General features: G+C 65.0%; 20 protein-coding genes. 15 read left to right on the forward strand and 5 right to left on the reverse strand.

Translation table 11 applies throughout. The features are described 5' to 3' along the window. Positions 1 to 7: 7 nt before the first annotated feature. From F7P65_RS14195 to F7P65_RS14205, 3 genes are all read right to left on the reverse strand, one after another. Positions 8 to 850, reverse strand: a complete 843-nt coding sequence (locus F7P65_RS14195; protein ID WP_150292811.1) for a TauD/TfdA dioxygenase family protein — start codon at positions 848 to 850, stop codon at positions 8 to 10. A gap of 217 nt (positions 851 to 1067) precedes the next feature. After that, the gene (locus F7P65_RS14200) at positions 1068 to 2132 is read right to left on the reverse strand and encodes an AraC family transcriptional regulator (RefSeq protein WP_150292813.1); all 1065 of its coding nucleotides are present in this window, start codon (positions 2130 to 2132) and stop codon (positions 1068 to 1070) included. A gap of 88 nt (positions 2133 to 2220) precedes the next feature. Then, positions 2221 to 3309 carry a YeiH family protein gene (locus F7P65_RS14205; RefSeq protein ID WP_150292815.1) on the reverse strand — a complete coding sequence of 363 codons (1089 nt, stop codon included), beginning with the start codon at positions 3307 to 3309 and terminating at the stop codon, positions 2221 to 2223. Between the two features lie 356 nt (positions 3310 to 3665). Here F7P65_RS14205 and F7P65_RS14210 point away from each other — a divergent pair, with 356 nt between their 5' ends. Continuing rightward, the gene (locus F7P65_RS14210; RefSeq protein WP_150292817.1) at positions 3666 to 4547 is read left to right on the forward strand and encodes a LysR substrate-binding domain-containing protein; all 882 of its coding nucleotides are present in this window, start codon (positions 3666 to 3668) and stop codon (positions 4545 to 4547) included. A gap of 22 nt (positions 4548 to 4569) precedes the next feature. Here the strand turns inward: F7P65_RS14210 and F7P65_RS14215 are convergent, their stop codons facing one another. Next, on the reverse strand, positions 4570 to 5460 hold the full coding sequence (locus F7P65_RS14215) for a LysR substrate-binding domain-containing protein (RefSeq protein ID WP_162854631.1): 891 nt from the start codon (positions 5458 to 5460) through the stop codon (positions 4570 to 4572). A gap of 104 nt (positions 5461 to 5564) precedes the next feature. On the opposite strand from F7P65_RS14215, the gene F7P65_RS14220 reads away from it, so the two are divergent. Both F7P65_RS14220 and F7P65_RS14225 read left to right on the forward strand, forming a co-directional pair. Further along, complete coding sequence (locus F7P65_RS14220) at positions 5565 to 6749, forward strand: acyl-CoA dehydrogenase (RefSeq protein ID WP_150292882.1); 1185 nt, start codon at positions 5565 to 5567, stop codon at positions 6747 to 6749. Further along, positions 6749 to 7873 carry a CaiB/BaiF CoA transferase family protein gene (locus F7P65_RS14225; RefSeq protein ID WP_150292821.1) on the forward strand — a complete coding sequence of 375 codons (1125 nt, stop codon included), beginning with the start codon at positions 6749 to 6751 and terminating at the stop codon, positions 7871 to 7873. Before F7P65_RS14220 ends, F7P65_RS14225 begins: the two co-directional genes overlap by 1 nt. A gap of 34 nt (positions 7874 to 7907) precedes the next feature. Here the strand turns inward: F7P65_RS14225 and F7P65_RS14230 are convergent, their stop codons facing one another. Then, a complete protein-coding gene (locus F7P65_RS14230) occupies positions 7908 to 8915 on the reverse strand; it encodes an AraC family transcriptional regulator (protein ID WP_162854632.1) in 1008 nt (335 codons plus the stop codon). Positions 8916 to 9022: 107 nt separating this feature from the next. Here F7P65_RS14230 and F7P65_RS14235 point away from each other — a divergent pair, with 107 nt between their 5' ends. The 12 genes from F7P65_RS14235 to F7P65_RS14290 all read left to right on the forward strand — a co-directional run bounded on the left by F7P65_RS14235 (position 9023) and on the right by F7P65_RS14290 (position 23153). Beyond that, the gene (locus F7P65_RS14235) at positions 9023 to 10006 is read left to right on the forward strand and encodes a quinone oxidoreductase family protein (RefSeq protein WP_240334305.1); all 984 of its coding nucleotides are present in this window, start codon (positions 9023 to 9025) and stop codon (positions 10004 to 10006) included. 10 nt (positions 10007 to 10016) lie between these two features. Beyond that, a complete protein-coding gene (locus F7P65_RS14240) occupies positions 10017 to 10865 on the forward strand; it encodes a TauD/TfdA dioxygenase family protein (RefSeq protein ID WP_150292827.1) in 849 nt (282 codons plus the stop codon). Positions 10866 to 10886: 21 nt separating this feature from the next. Continuing rightward, positions 10887 to 11951 (forward strand): beta-keto acid cleavage family enzyme, encoded by a 1065-nt coding sequence (locus F7P65_RS14245; RefSeq protein WP_150292829.1) that lies wholly within the window; start codon positions 10887 to 10889, stop codon positions 11949 to 11951. A gap of 10 nt (positions 11952 to 11961) precedes the next feature. After that, positions 11962 to 12546: an RBBP9/YdeN family alpha/beta hydrolase gene (locus F7P65_RS14250; protein ID WP_150292831.1), complete on the forward strand. Its 585-nt coding sequence runs from the start codon at positions 11962 to 11964 to the stop codon at positions 12544 to 12546. Further along, positions 12543 to 12926, forward strand: a complete 384-nt coding sequence (locus tag F7P65_RS14255) for a carboxymuconolactone decarboxylase family protein (protein WP_150292834.1) — start codon at positions 12543 to 12545, stop codon at positions 12924 to 12926. The genes F7P65_RS14250 and F7P65_RS14255 overlap by 4 nt, the downstream gene beginning before the upstream one ends. Before the next feature lie 49 nt (positions 12927 to 12975). After that, positions 12976 to 14268: an MFS transporter gene (locus F7P65_RS14260; RefSeq protein ID WP_150292836.1), complete on the forward strand. Its 1293-nt coding sequence runs from the start codon at positions 12976 to 12978 to the stop codon at positions 14266 to 14268. Positions 14269 to 14279: 11 nt separating this feature from the next. Continuing rightward, positions 14280 to 15275 carry a YeiH family protein gene (locus F7P65_RS14265; protein WP_150292838.1) on the forward strand — a complete coding sequence of 332 codons (996 nt, stop codon included), beginning with the start codon at positions 14280 to 14282 and terminating at the stop codon, positions 15273 to 15275. A 96-nt stretch (positions 15276 to 15371) separates the two neighbouring features. Beyond that, positions 15372 to 17723 carry a TonB-dependent receptor gene (locus F7P65_RS14270; RefSeq protein ID WP_150292840.1) on the forward strand — a complete coding sequence of 784 codons (2352 nt, stop codon included), beginning with the start codon at positions 15372 to 15374 and terminating at the stop codon, positions 17721 to 17723. 79 nt (positions 17724 to 17802) lie between these two features. Beyond that, positions 17803 to 19422, forward strand: a complete 1620-nt coding sequence (locus F7P65_RS14275) for a long-chain-fatty-acid--CoA ligase (protein WP_150292842.1) — start codon at positions 17803 to 17805, stop codon at positions 19420 to 19422. A 36-nt stretch (positions 19423 to 19458) separates the two neighbouring features. Beyond that, complete coding sequence (locus F7P65_RS14280) at positions 19459 to 21483, forward strand: 3-hydroxyacyl-CoA dehydrogenase NAD-binding domain-containing protein (RefSeq protein ID WP_150292844.1); 2025 nt, start codon at positions 19459 to 19461, stop codon at positions 21481 to 21483. A 10-nt stretch (positions 21484 to 21493) separates the two neighbouring features. Next, entirely contained in the window at positions 21494 to 22732 is a 1239-nt protein-coding gene (locus F7P65_RS14285) for a molybdopterin-dependent oxidoreductase (RefSeq protein WP_150292846.1), read from the forward strand. Between the two features lie 10 nt (positions 22733 to 22742). Beyond that, positions 22743 to 23153, forward strand: coding sequence for a hypothetical protein (locus tag F7P65_RS14290; protein ID WP_150292849.1), 411 nt, complete (start codon positions 22743 to 22745; stop codon positions 23151 to 23153). Positions 23154 to 23313 lie beyond the last annotated feature (160 nt).

Consider the following 23313-nt stretch of genomic DNA (forward strand, 5'->3'; position numbering starts at 1 on the left):
CTGACGCTCAGTACGGCACGTCGCCGATGATCGCGGCGCGCTCCATCTTTCGCGGGGCGGGCCAATAATCCATCACCGCATAATGCTGCGTGCTGCGATTATCCCAGATCGCCACGCTGCCCGGCTTCCACCGGAAGCGCACCTGATATTCGGGGATCGACGCCTGGCTGATCAGATAGTTCAGCAGGTTGCTGGCGCCCGGCGTCTTGTCCAGACCGAAGCGGACATTGTCGGGGGTGTGGAAATTCGCGAAATGGGTGGTGAAGCTGCACACATAGAGCACCTTCTCGCCCGTCTCGGGATGGGTGCGGACGACGGGATGCTCGACCGGGGGATTCTCCGCCGCGAGCGCCGCGCGCGCCTCCGGGGCCATGGCCGCGCCGAACGAATGTTCGATGCTGTGCTTGGCGCGCAGGCCCTCGATGCGGCGCTTGATGTCGTCAGGCAGGTTCCGATAGGCTTCGACCATATTGACCCAGATGGTGTCGCCGCCCAGCGGGGGGCATTCGATGCATCGCAGCACGCTGCCCATCGTCGGGTTTCTGCGCCACAGCCCGTCGGTGTGATAATTATTCTCGTAATTCTCCCGCTTGTCGCTGCGGTAGATCTGGACCAGTCCTGGGTTTTCGGGATCGCTGCCGGCGACGGGATGATCCTCCAGCTCGCCGAAACGCCGCGCAAAGGCGACATGCTCGGCGCGCGTGATATCCTGATCGCGCAGGAACAACACCCGATGCTTCAGCAACAGGTCCTTGATTTCGGCAAACAAGTCGGCGTCGCGGGACGCATCGCCCAGGTTCACGCCCGTCAGTTCGGCGCCGATGACCGCGCTCAACTGTTCGACCTGCATAGACCACTCTCCTTGACGCTGGCGCGGCGGCCAGGGCACGTCGGCGGCTTTTCCGCCTTCATCGCCCGGTGTAGCCGGAACGGTGGTCCGCTATTTCACATTTCGTGCCATTCTTTCCCCATTTCGCGCCAATGGCGGATGGGCGGCCACGGCTGAAGACCCCGCACCCCATGAAAGGGAGGCGGATTGTCCTGCGCAAAAATGCCGTGAAATCGGGCTATCGCGCCCCGGACGCGTTCCCACTGGGCGGGGCCGTCGAGCGTTGGGCGTCACCGGGCTTCCCGATATGCTGCGCCCGCCACTGTTGTGGCGACATGCCGAATGTCTGCGCGTGCCAGCGGGTAAAGGCACCGGTCGAGGCATAGCCCAGCAGGTCGGCGACTTCGGTCACGCGCATCCGCGGATTGATGAGATATTGCATCGAAAAGCGCATGCGGGTGCGGTGCAGCAGGTCGCTGAAGCTCGTGCCCTCGACATCGAGCATCCGTTGCAGCGTGCGCACGGCGAGTCCCATCGACGCGGCGCATCGCTGGACCGTCGCCCGCCCGGACGAAAGGGACAACAGGATCATCTGTTCGACATCCTGCGCGATCGTGCGCTGGTGCGGCAACGCGATTTCCATGAGGCCGTGCGCGTGGCGGGCCAGCGCCTGGTCAGCCCGTAGATTGGGCCGGTCCAGATCGCGGGCAGCTATTATCAGGCCATTGAATTCACAGTCGAACTGCGGATCGCAGCGAAACAGGCGGCCGACAATCGGCATTTGCGGCGCGGGCGGCGCTTCGTGCGAAAAGCATACGGAAAGAGGCGACCAGCCGTCGCCGACGATGCTGAAGCACAGCCGTGCCAGCACGCCAAGGCCAAGGTCGGTCGATTGTCGCGTCGGTTCCGGCCCGTTCAAGGAAAATTCCTGGCGCAGCACGACCTCTTGCCCGATCCGGCGCATCTGTAGAACGAGATTCGAATTGATCCGGCCGATCGACTCTTGGAGCGCGTTGAGGACGTCTCCCAATGTCGGCTGATGCGCGATGACGAGGCTGGCCACGCCAAGGTCGGAGATCGCCCGTTCCTCCGCCATGCGCAAGCCCAGCGTGATGCAGCCCGTGAGGTCCGCGCTCTGTTCGAGCAGGTGGCGCAGCGCGCGCGTGGAAATCGGCTGTTCCGGGTGCGCCAGCAGTTCGGCCGAAAGCCCCGCTTCGCGCAGCAACGGGCCTGGATCGACCCCCAGCGATCGCATCGCGGAATCATATCCGGTCAGGGATGCTGTGCGGACGAACTCCGTCATATTTCTCTCCCGCCGCGCGCTCCGGATGCGCCGTAAAAATCATTCCCATATAATGCGAAAAATATAAAGAGAGAGGTGGGTGGCGCGATCAGCCCAGATGCAGCGCCGCGATCAGCGACAGGCTTATCGCGCCCAACACCAGCAGCGACAGGACGACCACCGCCGTCACGCGCCCCCCGGCCTTGGCGACGGTGCGAACATCGACGCCCAGGCCCAGCGCGGCCATCGAAACCACGGTCAGCAGGGTCGCGGCGCTGGCCAAAGGTGCAAGCGCGGCGTGCGGGATCAACCCCAGCGAGCGCGCGCCGGCCATCGCGAGGAAGCCAAGAATGAACCACGGCACCAGTTGATGGAGGGCGGGGCGCCGCGATTCCGGATGATCCCCGGCAACGGCGCCCTGACCCCTGTCCTGAAGACGCGGGGCGAGGACAGAAAGCGTCAGGCACACCGGGCCAAGCATCAGCACGCGAACCAGCTTGACCAGCGTACCGATCTGGATCGCGGTCGCGCCCATCGGCGCGGCGGCGGCGATGACCTGCGGCACCGCATAGACGGTGAGCCCGGCAAGCGCGCCATATTGCAAGCCGCTCAGATGCAGGCCGATGCCGAGCAGCGGCAGGCCCAATACGACCCCGACGCCAAGCACGGCGGTGAACGCAATCGCTGCGGCCACATCGTCGCCATCGGCGTCGATCACCGGCGCGACCGCCGCGATCGCCGAGTTGCCGCAGATCGAATTGCCGCACGCGATCAGCATCGCCATCCGCTTGGGCAGGCCAAGCGATCGCCCGATCGCAAAGCTCGCGCCGATCGCAAGGATCACGACCACGGCAATGCCGAGGATCAGCAATGGACCGGCGGCGATGATCGTCGCGGCGCTGACCGACGCGCCCAACAGAACCACGGCGGTTTCGAGCAGCATCTTCGCGCTGAAATCGATCCCGGGAAGCCAGCGTTGATGCGGCGTCCAGGCGGTGCGGATCGCGGTGCCGAGCAGGATCGCCAGCACCAGTGCTTCCAGCCAGACCTCTCCGACCAGCCATTGCTCGATGTGCGCCAGCGCGAAGGCGGCGCCCGTGACGCCGATGCAAAGCGTCAGCCCAGGCAATATCCGTTTGATCGAGGGCGCGCCGGTCATGCGATGAGAGGCGCTGGATGGCGGGGCAATCGTGGCCATTTACGGCTTCCTTTGGATGTCGGCAAATATCGTTCGCCGCTGTTTCCTCCCATATCGGTCGCTTGGTCGATCAGCTCCAACGCAAGTTCATGCTTGTTTCGATCACTTGAACTTGTTGATTGTGCCGCGCGATCGATCGATTTGGATTGTTGGAATGACCATTATATTTGGTTGGACTTGCCGACGGTCGCCGATCACCCACGACCCCGCCATGTCGGGAAGATTTTAGCGCTGGCGTCGGTCCACATCGATGGCGCTTTACCCGCCGCCGCTTTCGGTCGAAGGTGATGCCAGGAGGTCGAAAAGATGGACGATAGCTGCAACATGCCTATGGCGGCCGCGCCAAAGCCGATCGTATGACGCTCGAACAACTCCGCATCTTCGTCGGCGTCGCCGAGCTTGAACATATGACGCGTGCTGCGGAATCGTTGCATATCACTCAATCGGCGGCGAGTGCGGCGATCCGAACACTGGAGGAACGGCATAATGTGCCGCTGTTCCATCGGATCGGGCGGCGGATCGAGTTGACCGACGCTGGCCGCGCATTCCTTATCGAGGCGCGTGCGGTGCTCGGCCGCGCGGCCAGCGCCGAACGCGTGCTTGCCGAATTCGGGACACTGGAGCGCGGCACGCTGACGCTCGTCGCGAGCCAGACGATCGCCGGTTATTGGCTGCCCCCGCTTCTCGCACAATTTCGCCGACGCTATCCCGGAATCGCCGTGACATTGTCCATCAGCAACAGCGAGCAGGCGGCGGATCAGGTGCGCGATGGGCGTGCAGAACTGGGCTTCATCGAAGGCCTGATCGACGATCCCGCGCTGGCCCGCTGGACGGTCGGTCATGACGACCTGGCGCTGGTCGGCTCCCAAGCCGTGACCGGCGCCATAGACAGCGAATGGCTGCGCTCGGTGCCCTGGGTGCTGCGCGAGGAAGGGTCCGGCACCCGCTCCACGTTCGAGGCGGCGCTCGCCCCGCTTGGCCTGACGCTCGCCGATCTGGACGTGATCCTCACCTTGCCATCGAACGAGGCGGTCCGCTCGGCGGTCAATGCGGGCGCGGGTTATACCGTGATTTCGACTCTGGTCGTCGAGCCGTTGTTGCGCGCGGGGCGCCTGCGCCGCGCCGACTTTGCGCTGGAACCGCGGCCCTTTTACGGGCTGCGCCACAAGGAACGCTATCGCAACAAGACCGGCGACGCGCTCCTCGCATTGATCGACGGCAGCGCCATTACAGTCTGAGCGGTCTTCACGGCCAGCTCGTTCAAGGCCCTTTGCCCAGGGCGTCGAGAATGGTCTCGACGATGGGCGAGGGCGCGCCCCGATAGGCCAGCGCGAGATCGACACTGCCCGCAAAGTCGTCAATTTCGCGATAGCAGATCCCGGCGATGCCAAGATTGGCGAGCGAACGGGGCGCCAGCACCACGCCATGGCCGCTTGCCGCCATGCTCACGGCGGTCACGAAATCGCCCGTGTCGATGCAGGCGGGCCGGTTGTAGCCGCCCGCGCGCGCAAGATCGGTTATGGCCGTCGACAATGCAGCGCCGCCGCCGACTTGCGGGACGATGAAGATTTCCTCTTCCAGCGCGTCCGTCCCGATGACGTGGCGGTCGGCGAGAGGGTGGTTCATTCCGATCGCCAGCAGCAGCGGCTCGCTGTGCACGATCTGCGCGCGGATGTCGGGCGGATAGCTGTCGCGCGGGCGAATGAAGCCGACGTCCAGCCGCGCATCCGCGATCGCGGCGATCTGCTCGGGCGTTTCGATCGGCGCTGCGTGCAGTTCGATCTCGGGAAGGCGTTCCCGCACGGCGGCAAGCGTCCGCGTCAGCACGCCGCTCATGGCCGCCGAAAACACATAGCCCAAACTGGCGTGCCCGGCGGCGGCCTGGGTCGCAAGGCGGCCGATCCTTTCCGCGCGGTCCAGCCCCGCGACCACCGCTCTCGCCTCGCGGAGGAAGATGAGACCGGCGGGCGTCAGGCGAACGGTCGCGCGGCGGCCGCGATCCAGCAGGCGGCCGCCGATCACATCCTCTATCCGCTTCACCTGCGCGCTCAGCACCGACTGCGCGATATCGAGCCGTTCGGCCGCCCGACCGAAATGCAATTCTTCGCCCAGAACGATCAGCGACCGCAGATGCTTGCTATCCAGTGCCATATTTTGATCGCCTATAAAGATCAAAAGAACCGATAACATTGTTTGATCCGATCATGAAGCCTCGACAGGATACCGGCAATTGAGACGGAAGAATGGGAATGGCGATGGCTGGCATGGGCAGTTTTGCGTGGGACGATCCTTTTCAGATGGAGGACCAGTTTTCGGACGAGGAGCGCATGGTCCGCGACAGCGCCCGCGCCTATGCGCAGGAAAAGCTCCAGCCCCGCGTGCAGGCGGCGTTCGCCGATGAATTGACCGATCCCGACATTTTTCGGGAGATGGGCGCGCTCGGCCTGCTTGGTCCCACGGTGCCGGAAATCTATGGCGGCGTCGGCGCGAGCTATGTCGCCTATGGCCTGATCGCGCGTGAAATAGAGCGGGTCGATTCCGGTTATCGGTCGATGATGTCGGTTCAATCCAGCCTCGTCATGTATCCGATCTTGGCCTATGGTTCGGAAGAACAGCGCAAAAAATATCTGCCCCGGCTGGCAAGCGGGGAGTGGATCGGCTGCTTCGGGTTGACCGAACCCGATGCCGGATCGGATCCCGGCGGCATGCGCACGCGCGCGACGAAGATCGACGGCGGCTACCGGCTGAACGGCAACAAGACCTGGATTTCGAACGCGCCGATCGCGGATGTGTTCGTCATCTGGGCCAAGTCCGACGCGCATGGTGGCGCGATTCGGGGGTTCGTCCTTGAAAAGGGGATGAAGGGCCTCTCGGCCCCCAAGATCGAGGGCAAGCTGTCGTTGCGGGCGTCGATCACCGGCATGGTCAACCTCGACGACGTGGAAGTCGGCGACAATGCGCTCCTGCCCGATGTGGAGGGGTTGAAGGGGCCGTTCGGCTGCCTCAACCGCGCGCGCTACGGCATCTCCTGGGGGGCGCTCGGCGCGGCCGAAGCCTGTTTCCACGCCGCCCGGCAATATGGCCTCGATCGCAAGCAGTTCGGGCGGCCGCTCGCGGCCACCCAGCTCTACCAGAAGAAGCTGGCCGACATGATGACCAACATCGCATTGGGACTTCAGGCGTCGCTGCGGGTCGGCCGGTTGATGGATCAGGGCCGCTTCGCGCCTGAAATGGTGTCGATCGTGAAGCGGGACAATGTCGGCAAGGCGCTCGATATCGCCCGCGCGGCGCGCGACATGCATGGCGGCAACGGCATTTCCGGCGAATATCCGGTGATGCGGCACATGATGAACCTGGAAACGGTGAACACCTATGAAGGCGCGCACGACGTCCACGCCCTGATCCTTGGTCGGGCGATCACCGGCATCGCGGCGTTCTGATGGCCGGATCGCCCCTGGCCGGCATCAAAGTCGTCGAGTTGGCGCGGATTCTGGCCGGCCCCTGGGCGGGCCAGCTTCTCGCCGACCTCGGCGCGGAGGTGATCAAGGTCGAAGCGCCCGCCGGCGACGATACGCGCCGCTGGGGGCCGCCGTTCGTCGACAATGGCGACGGGACAAGGGACGCGGCCTATTTCCATGCGGCCAACCGCGGCAAAAGCTCCGTGATCGTCGACTTCACGACGCCTGCGGGACAGGAGCAGGTACGCGCGCTGGTCGCCGACGCCGATGTGCTGATCGAGAATTTCAAGGTTGGCGGCCTTGCGAAATACGGTCTCGATCATGCCAGCCTGACCAGGATAAACCCGCGCCTCGTCTATTGCTCGATCACCGGCTTTGGACAGGATGGCCCCTATGCCGCGCGCGCAGGCTACGACTTCATCGTGCAGGGCATGAGCGGCATCATGGACCTGACCGGCGATCCGCAGGGACCGCCGCAGAAAATCGGGGTCGCCTATGCCGACATCATGACGGGCTTGTATGCGGTCATCGGCATCCAGGCCGCGCTGATGCAGCGTGTCTCGACAGGGCGGGGTCAGCATATCGACATGGCATTGTTCGACGTGATGGTCGGCACGCTGGCCAATCAGGCCATGAATTACCTGGTTTCGGGCGCCAGCCCTGTCCGGCTTGGCAACGCCCATCCCAATATCGTTCCCTATGAGACGTATCCGACCGCCGACGGCTGGTTCATCCTTGCCACGGGCAACGACGCGCAGTTCGCGCGTGTCGCCCGGCTCCTCGACCTGCCGGACGATCCGCGCTTCCGCACCAACAGCGGCCGCGTCGAGGCGCGCGATGAAGTGAGCGGCGCGATCGCGGCTGCCACGCGGCGCTGGACGCGCGACGCCTTGCTGGCGGAACTCGAAGCCCTTGCCGTGCCCGCCGGTCCGATCAACAGCGTGGCCGACGCCCTTGCGGATCCGCAGATCGTGGCGCGGGACATGGTGCGCCCATACCGCCGCGCCGATGGGCAAAGCATTCCGGGGATTCGCACCCCGATCCGCTTCTCGGAGGCGGCGCTCGCGCTGACAAACGCCTCACCCAGACTTGGTGACGTCTCGTAGATCAGGCAAAGCCTCTCGCGCGTTTCGCCGGGCGCTATGTCAGATGCCGCGCGCGCCATTGGCGCGGGGATATGCCGAAGGTTTGAACATGCCAGCGGGTGAAGGCGCCTATCGAGGAATAGCCCAGCATCTCCGCCACATCGGTGATCCGTGTGCGCGGATTGGCAAGATATTGCCCCGACAATTGCATACGGGCACGGTTCAACAGGTCGATGAAGCGCGTGCCATCGGCGTCCAGCATCCGCTGAAGCGTTCGGACCGTCAGCCCCATCGACGCGGCGCAATGCTCGATCGTCGCGCGGCCGGAGGGCAGGAGAAGCAGGATCAGTTGCTCGACGTCCTGCGCCGTCGTGCGAGTCGCGGATGTCAGGACCGTTTCGATCAGGCCACGGGCGTGAAGCGCCATGTCGGTGTCGGCGCGCAGATTGGGCCGGTCGAGATCGGCCGTTCTGATGACCAGGCCATTGAATTCGCAGTCGAATTGAGGGCGACAGCGGAACAGGCGTTTGAAAATCCCCATTTCCTCCGGCGGTGGTGCCGCGTGCGCGAAGCAGATCGAGAGCGGCGCCCAGCCGTCGCCCAGAACGCTGGCGCACAAGCGGGCGATCACGCCCAGGGCCAGGTCCGACGACTGCCGGTTGGGTTCGGGCGTGCTGAGCGCGAAATCCTCACGCAACACCAGCTCGTCATCGACCTGCTCCATCTGGAGAACCAGGGTCGAGTTGATCCGGTTGCGATATTCGCGAAGCGCCTGAAACACATGGCGGAGGGTCGGCTGGTGCGCTATGATGAGACTCGTGACCCCGAGGTTGGCGATCGAGCGTTCCTCCGCCATGCGCAGGCCCAGCGTCAGGCACCCCGTCGCCTCGGCGCTGCGTTCGAGCAGGCAGAAGGCAGAGCGTGCCGAAATCATCTGTTCGGGATTCGAAAGCAGGTCCGCCGACAGGCCGGTTGCGCGCAGCAGCGGGCGCGGGTCGACGCCCAGCGATCGCATGATCGGAAAATAGCCGGTGAGGGCCGCCACGCGAACGAGTTCCGCCATCTCCATCTCCAGTTCAGCACGCCAGTTTGACGTTGATTGTTAAAATTATGTCGTGAAATGGGAAAATTGCAACCGTCTCGCCTGTTAGGACTCATGAAAGAGGAGAGATGATGATGGCGAAGGCCGTTCGATTTTACGAAGCCGGTGGACCCGAAGTTCTGCGGGTGGAAGAGGTTGCCGTCGGTGTTCCGGGTGCGGGTGAAGTCCGTATTCGTCATGAAGCGATCGGCTGCAACTTCGCCGACACCTATTTTCGTTCGGGCTATTATCCCGCCCCGCTTCCCGCTGGCATCGGCGTCGAAGCGGCGGGGGTGATCGAAGCCGTCGGCGAGGGCGTTTCGGCCTTCGTGCCCGGTGACCGCGTCGCCTATAATGGCAGCCCGCTCGGCGCCTACAGCAGCGAACGTGTCATGCCCGCGGCCTCGCTGTTCAAGCTGCCGGATTCGATTTCGTTCGAGGACGCCGCGGCGTCGACGATGCGTGGCCTGTCGGCAACCTATTGGCTCGCGAAGACCAATCCGATGATGAAGGCCGGCGACACGATCCTGCTGCACGCCGCGGCGGGCGGGGCGGGCCTGCTCGCCGTGCAGCTTGCCAAGCTGATGGGGCTGCGCGTCATCGGCACCGTCTCGACCGAGGAAAAGGCCGAGAAGGCGCGCGCGATGGGTTGCGACGAGATCATCTTCTACCGCCGCGAGGATGTTGCCGAGCGCGTCCGCGAACTGACCGATGGCGAAGGGGTGACGACGGTGTTCGACAGCGTCGGCAAGGATACGTTCGAAGGTTCGCTGAAATCGCTCAAGCGGCGCGGCGTGCTTGTCGGCTGCGGCACCGCTTCGGGACCGTTTCCGCCCATCGACGCCTTCCAGATGGTGCGGCAGGGATCGGTCTATTTCACCCGCCCGGCGTTCGCCGACTATTATGCCGACCCCGTCGAACGCGCCGAACTGTCGAAGCTCTGGTTCGACCATCTGTCCGCCGGACGGGTCAAGGTCGAGATCGGTCAGCGTTACACGCTGGACGACTGCGTGACGGCGCATCGCGACCTTGAGTCCGGCCGGACGATCGGATCCTCCATTTTCCTGCTGTGAGGACGGGGCGATGAAGATCGAGAAGCTCACCACCCATATCGGCGCCGAAATCAGCGGCATCCGCCTCGCCGACGCGGCGCGCGACGATGCGCTGTTCGATGAGATCCGCGCGGCGCTGCTGGAGCATAAGGTCCTGTTCTTGCGCGACCAGGACATTGCGCGCGCCGACCATGTGGCCTTCGCCCGCCGTTTTGGCGAGCTGGAGGATCATCCGGTGGTCGGCAGCGATCCGCTCCATCCCGGCCTCGTGCAGATCTACAAGGACGAGACGTCGCCGCCCGATTATTACGAGAATAGCTGGCATTGCGACGCGACCTGGCGCGATGAACCGCCCATGGGCGCGGTGCTGCGGTGCGTCGCCTGCCCGCCGGTCGGCGGCGACACCATGTGGGCAAACATGGCGCGGGCCTATGCCGAATTGCCCGACCATGTGAAGGACATCATCGCGCCGCTCAAGGCCCGCCATTCGATCGAGGCGAGCTTCGGTGCGCGCATGAGCGAGGAGCAGCGCCATGCGCTAAAGGCGCGCTTCCCCGACGCCGAGCATCCGGTCGTCCGCACCCATCCCGAAACGGACGAGAAGATCTTGTTCGTCAACGGCTTCACGACCCACTTCACCAATTTCCACACCTCCGCGAACGTGCGCTACGGCCAGGATTATGCGCCGGGCGCGGGGCAGTTGCTCGCCTATCTGATCGGCCGCGCCGCGATACCCGAATATCAGGTGCGCTGGCGCTGGCAGCCCAACAGCATCGCCATCTGGGATAACCGTTCGACCCAGCATTATGCCGTGATGGACTATGCGCCGACGATCCGCCGCATGGAGCGCGCGGGCATCATCGGCGACCGGCCTTTTTGACATCGTTTAAGGAGAGAAAAGATGCAGTTTCTTGACGACAGCCTGCTTCCCGAAACGCAGGAAAAGCTTGTCATCACCGTCGCGCCTTATGGCCCGGAATGGCATCCCAGCGATTTTCCGGAAGATATCCCGGTGACCATGGAGGAACAGATCCAGAAGGCGGTCGACTGCTATAATGCAGGCGCGACCGTACTGCACCTCCACTGCCGCGAGGAGGATGGTTCGGGATCGAAGAAGATGTCGCGCTTCAACGAACTGATCGCCGGCGTGCGCGCGCGCGTGCCCGACATGATCATCCAGGTCGGCGGCTCGATTTCCTTCGCGCCGGAAAATGACGAGGATGGCGCCGAGGCGAAATGGCTGTCGGACGAGGTCCGTCACATGCTCGCCGAATTGAAGCCCGCGCCCGATCAGGTCACGATCGCCGTCAACACGACCCAGATGAACATCATGGATCTGATGGACGACGCGGACTATGGCGAAACCTCGCTCGCCAACCCCGCGCTCTACCATGCCTATCGCGAAATGGTGGTGCCCGCGGGCCCGCAATGGGTCGAGGATCATCTCCGTCACCTGACCGCGGCGGGCATCCAGCCGCATTTCCAGCTGACCTGCATGCCCGACCTCGAAACGGTCGAGCGGCTGGTGCGCCGGGGCCATTATAAGGGGCCGCTCAACCTGACCTGGGTGGGCATCGGCGGCGGCTTCGACGGGCCGAACCCCAACAACTTCATGGAATTCGTCCGTCGCGTGCCCGACGGGTCGACCCTCACGCTCGAAACGCTGATGCGCCATGTGCTGCCGGTCAATGTCATGGCGATGTGCCTGGGCCAGCATGTCCGGTGCGGCATCGAGGACACCCTCTATGATCAGCACGGCAACAAGATGACCTCGGTGCAGGGCATCGAGCAGATCGTGCGGATCGCGAAGGAACTGGGTCGCGAAATTGCAACGGGCAAGGAAGCGCGCGAAATCTACAAGATCGGCGTGCAGTATAATTCGATCGAGGAAACGCTCGCCAAGAACGGCATGGCGCCCAATCGCCAGCCGGGCCAGCGCGCCCTGCCGATCCGCTACGCGGCCTGAGGGGCGGGCGATGCGGTCCGGTGATCCGACGATCCTCTTCGTTCCCGGCCTCCGGGACCATGTCGAGGACCATTGGCAGACGCACGCGGCGCGGGACATCCCCGGCTCGGTCACGGTGGAGCCGCTCACGGCCGACCGGCTGAGCCGCGCCGCCCGCGTCGCGGCGCTCGACGCCGCGCTCCACGCCTGTCCCGGCGAGGTCATCCTCGTCGCGCACAGCGCGGGATGCCTCACGGCGGCGCATTGGGCGCTTGCGCCCACGCGGCCGATCCGCGCGGCGCTGCTCGTGACACCGGCCGACATCGAAAGGGCGCTGCCGGCGGGCTATCCGACGGTGGACGCGTTGCAGGAGGGCGGCTGGCTGCCGATGCCGCGCAGCGCGTTGCCCTTTCCCTCGATCGTCGTGGCGAGCCGCAACGATCCGCTCGCCGACTTCGGCCGCGTAGAGGAACTCGCCGCCGCGTGGGGCGCCGAGCTTCACGACGCGGGTATGGTCGGCCACCTCAATCCGGCGGCAGGCTTCGGCCCATGGCCGGACGTGCATGGGCTACTGCAACGGCTTGCCGTGCAGACCGGCGCGGAGGCGGGGGCATGAGCCGGACGCCGGTCAGCGACGCCGCGCGCGAACGCGGCCAGTGGAACCAGGCGTGGGACGCAGCCGCTGCGCTCGACCCCGAATGGATGGAGGATTTCCTGGCCGTCGGCACATTGCCGTTGCGCCGGGGGATCCTCGATCCCAAAATCTATGAGTTCCTGGCGATCGCGGTGGATGCCGCCTGCACGCACCTTTATGCGCCGGGCACGCGCCGCCACATCGCCGCCGCGCTCGACAAGGGCGCGACGCCGGAGGAGGTGATGGCCGTGCTGGAGGCGGTGGCGGTCCTCGGCCTCCATTCGGTTTCGCTGGGCGCGCCGATGCTGGTCGAGGAGATGCGGGAGCGGGGACTGACGATGACCGGCGGCCGAGCGGACTGAGACGGGCGATCCGCCCTTTCGAAATAATGCAAACGAGGCGGCAATGGCAATGATGGCACCAGCGAGCAGTCAAGGACTCGCGCAGGACGGCCCGGGCGACACGACATTCTACGGCTGGATCGTCTTCGCGCTGAGTTTCGGGTTGCTGATTTCCGACTACATGGCGCGGCAGGTGCTGAACGCTGTCTTCCCGCTGCTGAAGGTCGAATGGGCGCTCAGCGACGCCCAACTCGGGCTTCTGTCGGGCGTGGTCGCGCTGATGGTCGGTTTGCTGACCTTGCCGCTGTCGCTTGCCGCCGACCGTTGGGGCCGGGTGCGCAGCCTTGCGATCATGGCCGGGCTGTGGAGTTTAGCCACCCTCTTCTGCGCCGCCGCCGCCAGCTATCCGCAGATGCTGCTTGGTCGCGTGATGGTGGGCGTCGGCGAAGCGGCCTATGGCAGCGTCGGCATCGCCGTGGTCATCAGCGTCTTCCCGCAACGGCTGCGCAGCACGCTTTCCGCCGCGTTCATGGCGGGCGGGCTGTTCGGCCAGGTGCTCGGCGTGGCAGTCGGTGGCGCGATGGCCGCGAGTTACGGCTGGCGCGCCGCCTTCGCCGTAATCGGGATCGGCGGGCTCGTCCTGGCGGTGGCCTATCCGTTGATCGTCCGCGAAAAGCGGATTGCCGCGATCGCCGGGCAGAAGGCAGTGGTGGCCAAGGTCGCTGCGGCGGGAAGAGGTGTATCGTTCAAAGCCCTGTTCGCCAACCGCACAGTGCGGCTCGCTTATTGCGCCAGCGGCGTCCAGCTGTTTGCCGCAGGCGCGCTACCCGCATGGCTGCCGAGCTATTTCAACCGCTATTATGCGATGCCGGTCGATGCGGCGGGGGCGACGGCGGCGGTGTTCCTGCTCATCTGCGGCAGTGGCATGGTGCTGTGCGGCATGGCGACCGATCGCGCGGCGCGCGGCAATCCCTGCCGCAAGATATCGCTCGCGTCCGGCTATGCCCTGGGAAGCGCGGTGACGCTGAGCGTCGCGCTGATGCTGCCGCCGGGGATGCCCCAGTTCGTGCTGCTCGGCATCGCGATGTTCCTGGTCGCCGGGACGACCGGCCCGGCGGGAGCGATGGTCGCGAACCTCACCCCCGCTGCCATTCACGGGTCGGCTTTCGCGACCCTGACGCTCGCGCATAATCTGCTCGGGCTCGCACCGGGGCCGATCATGACCGGGCGCATCGCCGACGCGATCGGCCTGCTCGACGCGCTGCGGCTCTTGCCGCTCGCCGCCCTCGCGTCGGCCTGCATCTTTCTGGCTGCGCGCCGCAGCTATCGGGCGGACCTCGATACCGTCGCTTCACAATATTAGGGATCAGCATCATGCCGTCACTTGCTGCGCGCGCCGCTGCCCCGGCACCGGGCCTCGCCGTCGCGCTCGTCGTCGCGGCGACCGCAACCTTCCTGTCCGAACATTATGATGCGCCGGTCATGCTTTATGCGTTGCTGCTCGGCATGGCGCTCAATTTCGTGACCGAGGCGCCGCGCAGCCGGGTGGGGATCGACCTCGCCGCCAAGGGACTGCTGCGGGTCGGCGTCGCGCTGCTCGGCCTGCGGATCGGATGGCATCAGGTGTCGGCGCTCGGCTGGGGGCCGGTCGTCATGGTGGTGACGCTCGTCGCGGCAACGATCCTGCTATCGACCCTCGCGGCGCGCGCGATGGGGTTCAACCCGCTGTTCGGTTTCCTGTCAGGGGGCGCGACTGCGATCTGCGGCGCATCGGCCGCCATGGCGCTGTCCGCCGCGCTGCCCCCCAACGCCAGGAAGGAGCAGGCGACGCTGTTCACCGTGATCGGCGTGTCCGCGCTTTCGACCACCGCGATGGTGCTCTATCCGCTGATCGCGCGCGCGATGGGATTCGACGATCATGCGGCAGGCGTGTTCATCGGCGCGACGATCCACGATGTCGCGCAGGTCGTCGGCGCCGGCTACGCCATCTCGACCGATGCGGGCGACACCGCGACGATCGTCAAATTGCTGCGCGTCGCCATGCTGCTGCCGGTGATACTCGTCGCCGGGCAGATCAGCCGCCGCGCCGCGGGCGCGGAGGGGACCGAGAGGCCGCCGGTCTTGCCCTGGTTCGTGGTCGCCTTTGTCGCGCTCGTCGCGCTCAACAGCCTTATCACATTGCCGGCTCCCGTTGCGGAGGCGGGGAACCTGCTGTCACGATGGTGCCTCGTCACCGCCATCGCGGCGATCGGCATGAAGACCCGGCTTGGCGATCTGGTGCAGGTCGGCTGGAAGCCCGTGGCGCTGATGATCGGCGAGACGGCGTTACTCGTAGCGATGGTGCTCGGGTGGCTCAGTATCGCCGCCTGATGTCGCGCATTGCAAAAATCTTGTCATGAAATGAGAAAAAGCAGGAGCGCAGCCGCTCTAGAATTCTTGAAAATACCAATGGGAGGGACCTGAAAAATGTCTATGATTCATTCATGTCTTCGAGGCACGCCGCTTGCCCTGGCCACTGCGCTTGCGACCGTGCCGGCCGCCGCGCAGCAGGTGCCCGCCACCGGCGCGACCGTTGAAGAAATCGTCGTCACCGCCCAGAAGCGCGCTGAGAATATTCAGGATGTGCCGATCTCGATCGCCGCTGTGAGCGGCGAGAAGATGGAATCGGCGAATGTCATGACCGTCATGGACCTCGGCCGCGTCGCGACCAATTTCCAGACCGTTCGCTCCTCGAACACCGGCTCTACGCGCATCGGCATCCGCGGCGTCGGCAGCCTTGCCAACACGCTGATCGAACCGAGCGTCGCGGTGTTCGTCGACGGCGTCTATGTCCCGCGCTCCGGGTCGATCCTGGGCGCTTTCCTCGACATTGACGGCGTTGAAGTGCTGCGCGGCCCGCAGGGCACCCTGTTCGGCCGCAACGCGAGCGTCGGCGCGCTGTCGATCCGCAGCGCGCTGCCGCAGAAAGAGTTTTCGGGCGAAGTGTCGGGCGAGGCCGGGTCGTTCGACCGCTACAAATTGTCGGGCCATGTCAATCTGCCGATCACTGAAAATGTGTCCGCGCGCATCGCCGGGATGGGGCAATGGTATGACGGTCCGTGGAAGAACCGCTTCGATGGCAAGACCTATGGCGGGTCGGACGATGTCGCGGTGCGCGGGACGATCAAGGCAGACCTTGGCAATCTCGAATGGATCGTGCGCGGCGACTTCACCCGGCTTGACGGCGACGGCGTCGCCAATTTCGATTTCGACCCGACATCGGTCGCCCCGGCGCGTCTCGCTTTCCTGCAAGCTGCGTTCAACGGCGGTCCCGACACCAATTTGAACGACCGGGTGATGAACCAGTCGGTCGCTTCGGGGCTGGTCGACAAGAATTGGGGGGTTTCCAGCACCGCGTCGCTCGACGTCGGCGACTCCACGCTCCGTCTGATCAACAGCTATCGCAAATGGACGAACGACCAGCTCGACGGCGATATCATCTTCCTGCCGGTCCCGCTCGCGACGCGGCGCAGCCTGTTCAATTCGGGCAGCCAGAACCATGAGTTGCAGTTCATCTCGCCCGAACGCAAGTGGCTGGGCGGCCATTTGGACATGGTCGCGGGCCTCTATTATTTCGAAGAGAAGTTCGCGCTCGGCGAGCAGCTCAATCTGGCCTCGCAATATTGCAACGTCCTTGTCCCCGCCGGGCCGGGACGCACCGCCTGCGCCGCTTATTATGCCAGCACCGGCGGGACCGCCGCGACCGACCAGGATGTGTTCCAGAAGGTTCGCAGCGTCGCTGCCTATGCGCAGGGCAATATCTACATCTCCGACGCGCTGTCGCTGACCCTGGGCGGCCGCTGGACGAACGATCGCAAGCGCGGCACCTATTCCCAGGTCTCCAGCCCCTTCACCCAGGCGATCCGCGCGCCTGAGGTGCTGACCTATCCCGGCCTGTCGGAAAGCCGCTTCACCTATCGCATCAGCCTGAATTACAAGCCGGCCGACGATGTGATGCTCTTCGCCAACCATTCGACCGGCTATAAATCGGGCGGATATAATTCGGGCGGCGGCGTGCCCGCGCTGTCGACTTTCGACGCCAACGGCAACCTGATCTCGACCCGGCGGGTCTTCGATCGCGAAACGGTGAAGAATTATGAGGTCGGCATCAAGTCGAGCTGGCTCGACCGCACGCTGACGGCCAATCTGACGCTGTACCGCATGGATATTTCGGGCTTCCAGGATCGCGCTTTCGACGGGGTCAGCTTCGTCGTCCGCAACGCCGGCAATTTGCGCCAGCAGGGTTTCGAGTTCGACATGGTGATGGCGCCGGTGCGCAATTTCTCCGTGTCCAGCTCGATCGCCTATCTGGACTCCGCATTCACCAATTTCCCCAACGCATCGGGCCTTCCCGGCGTGGGCGGCACGCAAGACCTGAAGGGCAAGCCCAACAGCTTCTCGCCCAAATGGTCGGGCAACGTCGCGGTCGACTGGAAGGGCGACATCGGTTCGAGCGGGCTGAACTGGGCGGCGAACGCGAATGTGTCCTTCGTCTCCGACCAATATGTCGGCACCGTCAACGACGCCAATCCGCAGTCGATCGCCGACGGCTATGCGTTGCTGGGCGCGCGGTTGACCCTCAACGGTCCCAGCGACCGCTGGTCGCTCGCGGTCTTCGGGAGCAATCTGACCAACACCCACTATCGTCCGCTGGCGGTCTATCAGCCGCTCGGCGGGGCGCTCGGCCTCAACAATGGCGTTTTCCCCGGCAGTACGGCGAACCGTATCCTCGCAAACGAGCCGCGGACCTACGGGGTTACGGGCACCGTCCGTTTCTGACGACCAAAATGCAGGGCTAAAAAGCCTCCCGGCACGCGCTCCGCGTCGCCGGGAGGCAGCCGCCCCAGGAAAGGAAAGCATGCGCGGATTAATGCAGGACTGGCCGCTGACGGTCGACCGGATCATCACCCACGCGGCCCGGGTCCATGGTAGCCGCGAAGTCGTCGCGCGCCGCACCGACGGCATGATCCATCGCACGACCTATGAAGCCCTTCATGCCCGGTCGCGCCGCTTGTCGGCCGCGCTCCAACGGCTCGGCATAGGGGAGGGGGATCGCGTCGCGACGCTGGCGTGGAACAGCGAACGGCACACGGAATGCTGGTATGGCGCCATGGGCATAGGGGCGATCCTGCACACGCTCAATCCGCGATTGCACCCCGACCAACTGGCCTGGATTTCCCAGGACGCGGCGAGCCGGGTGCTGATCCTCGACACGAGTTTCGTCGGGTTGATCGAGCCGCTTCGCCATCGGCTGCCGTTCGAACATTATGTGATTATCGCCGGTCCTTCGGAAATGCCGGCCAACAGCCTTGACGCCCTATGCTATGAAGACTGGATCGCCGCAGCGGACGACCGGGTCGAATGGGGCGGGTTCGATGAAAACACGGCCTGCGGCCTTTGCTACACGTCGGGCACGACGGGCAATCCCAAGGGTGTGCTCTATTCGCATCGCTCGAATGTTCTGCACGCGATGATGGGGATGGGCAAGGGCGTGTTCGGCATCGGCCCCGACGATGTCGTCATGCCGATCGTGCCGATGTTCCACGCCAACGCCTGGGGCCTTGCCTTCTCATGCCCGGCGGCCGGCGCGAAGATGGTGATGCCCGGCGGGCAACTCGACGGGCAATCGGTCTATGAACTGCTCGACAGTGAGCGGGTGACATTGACGGCCGCCGTGCCGACCATCTGGCTCGGCCTGTTGCGGTATCTGCGTGAGCACAAGCTGCAACTGCCCTATCTGAAAAAGGTCGTGATCGGCGGATCGGCCTTGCCCGAAGCGATCCTCCGTGCCTTCCAGGACGACTATGGCATCGAAGTCGTCCATGGCTGGGGCATGACGGAGACGTCGCCGATCGGAAGTATCGGCGGTCTGCCGACAGGGCTGGCGGATGCCGGTCCCGACGCCCGGATCGCCTATCTGCTCAAGCAGGGCAGGCCGCCCTTCGGCGTCGAACTGGAAATAGTGGACGAAGCCGGTGCGGAACTCCCGCGGGATGGAGAGACCCAGGGCAGGCTGCTGGTGCGGGGGATGGCGGTCGCGGGCGCCTATTTCCAGGGCAGGGGCGGCGACATTCTCGACGAGGACGGATTTTTCGACACCGGCGATATCGCCACCATCGACCGTTTCGGCGCGATGCAGATCACCGACCGCGCGAAGGATGTGATCAAGTCCGGCGGCGAATGGATCAGTTCCATCGACATCGAGAATATCGTTCTGACCTGTCCCGGTGTCGTCAACGCGGGCGCGATCGGCGTGCCGCATCCCAAATGGGACGAGCGGCCTGTCCTTTTCGTCGAAAAGCAGGCCGGGTCGGACCTGTCCGTAGATGATTTGCGCGCTTTCCTGACGGGAAAAATCGCCAGCTGGTGGATGCCTGACGCGTTCCTGTTCGTCGACCAGATCCCGCTGGGTCCGACCGGCAAGGTGAACAAGCTTGCCTTGCGCGAAATGGCGCACGAAGTTGAGCTTGGTCTATAGCCAAGCGAGACGAGCTTCTGACGGGAGAGAGATTTCATGATCGAAACGAAATTGCACGGCGATGTGCTTGAGATCGTCCTCGCCCATCCGCCGGTGAACGCGCTGGGTGAGGCGGTTCGCAAGGGCCTCTACGGCGCCATCGCCGATGCGCAGGCTGACGACCGGGTGAAAGCCATCGTGATCCGGGGCTCGGGCAGGCTGTTCTCGGGCGGGGCGGACATCACCGAATTCGGCCAGCCGCTTGTCCCGCCCGCGCTGCCCGAGGTGGTCGATGCGACCGAGGCAAGCGCCAAGCCGGTGGTCGCCGCGATCCACGGGCTGGCCCTGGGCGGCGGGCTGGAGGTGGCGCTGGGCTGCCATTATCGGATCGCGGCGCGCGGCGCGAAACTGGGCCTCCCCGAAGTGACGCTGGGCCTGCTGCCCGGCGCGGGCGGCACGCAGCGGCTGCCGCGCCTCGTGGGGATCGAGACGGCGCTCGGCATGATCGTGTCCGGCGTGCCGGTCTCTGCGGCAAAAGCCGCCGAAATCGGCTTGGTCGATCGGCTCGCGGATGAGGACAGGCTTGTCGAGGAGGCGATCGCCTTTGCCCGCACGCTGAACGAACCGCGCCGCACGGGCGAACGAAGCGTCCCGGCCGATCCGGCGCTTTTCGAAAGATTTGCAGTCGAAAACGCCCGCAAGATCCGGGGGCTGGACGCCCCCCAAGCCTGCATGGAAGCGATCAAGGCCGCGACGGAGTTGCCGCTCGACAAGGGTCAGGAGAAAGAGCGCGCCCTGTTCGCCTCGCTGGTCGCCGGAGACCAGTCCAGGGCGCTGCGCCACGCCTTTTTCGCCGAGCGTGCGGCGGCGAAGATCGACGGCCTGCCGAAGGATTTGCCGCTGCGCCCGATCGCCCGTGTCGGCGTGATCGGCGCCGGGACGATGGGCGGCGGCATATCGATGAACTTCCTGTCGGCGGGCATCCCCGTGACCATCGTGGAGATGACGCAGGAGGCGCTCGACCGCGGCGCCGCCCTGGTGCGCAAAAATTACGAGGCCACCGCCGCCAAGGGCCGGTTGACGTCCGAACAGGTCGAAAAGGCGATGGGGCTTCTTACCCCGACGCTCGACTTCGATGCGCTTGCGGACTGCGATCTCATCATCGAGGCGGTCTATGAAAATATGGCGGTGAAGAAGGAGATTTTCGCGCGACTGGACGGCGTCGCCAAGACCGGCGCGATGCTGGCCTCCAACACCTCCTATCTCTCCATCGACGAGATCGCCGCCGCCACCGGACGGCCGCAGGACGTGCTGGGACTGCACTTCTTCTCGCCGGCCAACGTCATGAAGCTGGTCGAGGTCGTGCGCGGCGCCAAAACCGCGCCGGAAGTCCTCGCCACCGGCATGGACCTTGCGCGGCGGATCGGCAAGATGCCGGTGGTCGCGGGCGTCTGCTACGGCTTCATCGGCAATCGCATGCTGATCCCGCGCCAGAGCAATGCCGATGCGCTGCTGCTGGAAGGCGCGACGCCCGAGCAGGTCGACCGGGTGCATACGCGCTTCGGCATGCCGATGGGTCCGTTTCAGATGGCGGACCTGGCGGGCGTCGACATCGGCTGGCACCGCGATCCCGAGCGGATCGACAGCCTGCGGGACGCGCTCTGCGCGCAGGGCCGCTGGGGCCAGAAGACGCAGGCGGGCTATTATGACTATGACGAAAAGCGCAAGCCCAGCCCGTCCCCCGTCGTCACCGAGGCCATCGATGCGTTCCGACGGAAAGCCGGCATCGCGCCGCGCGCCATCAGTGACGAGGAGATCATCGTCCGCACCCTCTACACCATGGTCAACGAGGGCGCGAAGATCCTGGACGAAGGCATAGCCCAGCGCGCCTCCGATATAGACGTGGTGTGGATCCATGGCTATGGCTGGCCACGCCACACCGGCGGCCCCATGTTCTGGGCCGATCAGATGGGGCACGAAACCATTGTCGAGGCGCTGGAACGTTATGCCCACCGGCTCGGTGATGCGTTTACAATCTCGCCGTTGCTTGAGCGTCGCCCTGCCGGCTCCGATTTCCCATAGGAGGGATGACATGGACAAGCTCGATACCTGGCTGGCGACGAAGAGCAGCCGCCGCCGCTTTCTCGGCCGCGCCGCTCTTGGTGGCGCTGCCGTAGCTGCCGGACCGGCGCTGGCGCAGAGCCTTGTCGACCTGCATCTGCCCGGGGGCAATGCCGAGCGCCCGATCACCAGCGCCTTCCCCGGCAAGGGCAGCATGATCCTGCAACGCATGCATCCCCCGCTGCTCGAAACGCCGATGGAGGTGTTCGACCGGGATGTCTTCACGCCCAACGATCAGTTTTTCGTCCGTTGGCACTGGGCGGACATTCCGACGTCCATCGACGTCGACAGCTTCCGCCTGACCGTGCGCGGCCATGTCGAGCGGCCGTTGTCGATCAGCCTTGCGCAACTGCTGCGCCTGCCGCGCGTCGAGATGGCGGCCGTCAACCAATGTTCGGGCAATAGCCGCGGCCTGTTCCAGCCTCGCGTGCCCGGTGCCCAGTGGGGTCACGGCGCAATGGGTAACGCCAAATGGCTGGGGGTGCGGCTGCGCGACATTCTGGACTATGCGGGCGTGAAGGCCGGGGCCGCGCAGGTGCGCTTTGGCGCGCTTGATCAGCCCGTGGTTGCGGGCGGACCCGATTTCGGAAAGGCGCTGGCCATAGATCATGCCCGCGACGGCGAAGTGATGGTCGCCTTCGGCATGAACGGCGACCAGCTTCCGTTGCTCAACGGATTTCCCACGCGACTGATCGTGCCGGGCTGGTATTCGACATACTGGGTCAAGATGTTGAACGATATCGAGGTGCTGCCCGGTCCCGACGATGAATATTGGATGGCCAAGGCGTACAAGATTCCGGCGACCCCCGGCGCCAACGTGAAGCCGGGCGCGAAGGATTTTCCCACCGTGCCCATCAACCGGATGATCCCGCGATCCTGGGTGACCAGCCTGGGCGAAGGTCAGGCGATCGCCTATGACCGGACGATCCCGCTGGGCGGTATCGCCATGGGCGGCGACTGCGGGGTGGCCAAGGTCGATGTTTCCGCCGATGGCGGGCGAAGCTGGCATCCTGCGAAGCTCGGCACGGACCATGGCAAATACAGCTTCCGCCGTTGGGATGCGCAGGTGCCGCTCGCCGGGCGGGGCCATGTCAGGCTCATGTCGCGGTGCTGGAATAGCGCCGGGCACGCCCAACCGATGGAACCGATCTGGAACCCGAGCGGGTTCATGCGCGGCAATGTCGAAACCACCACCATCGTGGCATCGTGAGGAGGGGCTGATGAAGACTCCTTCCACCGGCGCGCTGGCAGCCAGCATGATTGGGATCGCGGTGTTGGCGCTCATCGTAACGGGTCGGCCCGGCGGTCATGCACCCGCGCCATCGCCCGCGCCTGAAGGTCCGGCGCCTTCGAGCGTCAGCTTCGCCGGGTTCACGCTGACCTCCGACGCGGTCAGCCTGCCGGTCGACGACCGGCAATTTCCCGATGGGCCGCATGCCGACGTCATCAACGCGAACTGCACGTCCTGCCACTCGGCCAGCATGGCGCTGACTCAACCGACACTTTCGGCCGAGCAATGGAAGGCGACCGTCACCAAGATGAAGGAGGTCTATAAGGCGCCCGTCGCCGAACAGGACATTCCCGCGATCGTCGACTATCTGACGGCACTCAGCAGCCATCAGGCCAAGTGAGCGGCGCGGGGTCTCCAAGCCGATGGCCTGCGGATCCGCTTGAGTTGCGCGGTTAGACATTGGGCGGAGGCCCTGGATCGGGCGGCTTTGCACGGATCTTTGGTTGCGCGCCAGTTTCAGGGAAGCTGAAAGGTGTCGACGGCCAGAGCCGCCCTCATGT

This window comes from Sphingobium estronivorans (assembly GCF_008692605.1).
Classification (GTDB): domain Bacteria; phylum Pseudomonadota; class Alphaproteobacteria; order Sphingomonadales; family Sphingomonadaceae; genus Sphingobium; species Sphingobium estronivorans.

Bases quoted from the DNA above. Each gene is read 5' to 3' on its own strand.
- F7P65_RS14195 (WP_150292811.1), bottom strand. From the start codon at position 850: ATGCAGGTCGAACAGTTGAGCGCGGTCATCGGCGCCGAACTGACGGGC.
- F7P65_RS14200 (WP_150292813.1), bottom strand. From the start codon at position 2,132: ATGACGGAGTTCGTCCGCACAGCATCCCTGACCGGATATGATTCCGCG.
- F7P65_RS14205 (WP_150292815.1), bottom strand. From the start codon at position 3,309: ATGGCCACGATTGCCCCGCCATCCAGCGCCTCTCATCGCATGACCGGC.
- F7P65_RS14210 (WP_150292817.1), top strand. From the start codon at position 3,666: ATGACGCTCGAACAACTCCGCATCTTCGTCGGCGTCGCCGAGCTTGAA.
- F7P65_RS14215 (WP_162854631.1), bottom strand. From the start codon at position 5,460: ATGGCACTGGATAGCAAGCATCTGCGGTCGCTGATCGTTCTGGGCGAA.
- F7P65_RS14220 (WP_150292882.1), top strand. From the start codon at position 5,565: ATGGCTGGCATGGGCAGTTTTGCGTGGGACGATCCTTTTCAGATGGAG.
- F7P65_RS14225 (WP_150292821.1), top strand. From the start codon at position 6,749: ATGGCCGGATCGCCCCTGGCCGGCATCAAAGTCGTCGAGTTGGCGCGG.
- F7P65_RS14230 (WP_162854632.1), bottom strand. From the start codon at position 8,915: ATGGCGGAACTCGTTCGCGTGGCGGCCCTCACCGGCTATTTTCCGATC.
- F7P65_RS14235 (WP_240334305.1), top strand. From the start codon at position 9,023: ATGATGATGGCGAAGGCCGTTCGATTTTACGAAGCCGGTGGACCCGAA.
- F7P65_RS14240 (WP_150292827.1), top strand. From the start codon at position 10,017: ATGAAGATCGAGAAGCTCACCACCCATATCGGCGCCGAAATCAGCGGC.
- F7P65_RS14245 (WP_150292829.1), top strand. From the start codon at position 10,887: ATGCAGTTTCTTGACGACAGCCTGCTTCCCGAAACGCAGGAAAAGCTT.
- F7P65_RS14250 (WP_150292831.1), top strand. From the start codon at position 11,962: ATGCGGTCCGGTGATCCGACGATCCTCTTCGTTCCCGGCCTCCGGGAC.
- F7P65_RS14255 (WP_150292834.1), top strand. From the start codon at position 12,543: ATGAGCCGGACGCCGGTCAGCGACGCCGCGCGCGAACGCGGCCAGTGG.
- F7P65_RS14260 (WP_150292836.1), top strand. From the start codon at position 12,976: ATGATGGCACCAGCGAGCAGTCAAGGACTCGCGCAGGACGGCCCGGGC.
- F7P65_RS14265 (WP_150292838.1), top strand. From the start codon at position 14,280: ATGCCGTCACTTGCTGCGCGCGCCGCTGCCCCGGCACCGGGCCTCGCC.
- F7P65_RS14270 (WP_150292840.1), top strand. From the start codon at position 15,372: ATGTCTATGATTCATTCATGTCTTCGAGGCACGCCGCTTGCCCTGGCC.
- F7P65_RS14275 (WP_150292842.1), top strand. From the start codon at position 17,803: ATGCGCGGATTAATGCAGGACTGGCCGCTGACGGTCGACCGGATCATC.
- F7P65_RS14280 (WP_150292844.1), top strand. From the start codon at position 19,459: ATGATCGAAACGAAATTGCACGGCGATGTGCTTGAGATCGTCCTCGCC.
- F7P65_RS14285 (WP_150292846.1), top strand. From the start codon at position 21,494: ATGGACAAGCTCGATACCTGGCTGGCGACGAAGAGCAGCCGCCGCCGC.
- F7P65_RS14290 (WP_150292849.1), top strand. From the start codon at position 22,743: ATGAAGACTCCTTCCACCGGCGCGCTGGCAGCCAGCATGATTGGGATC.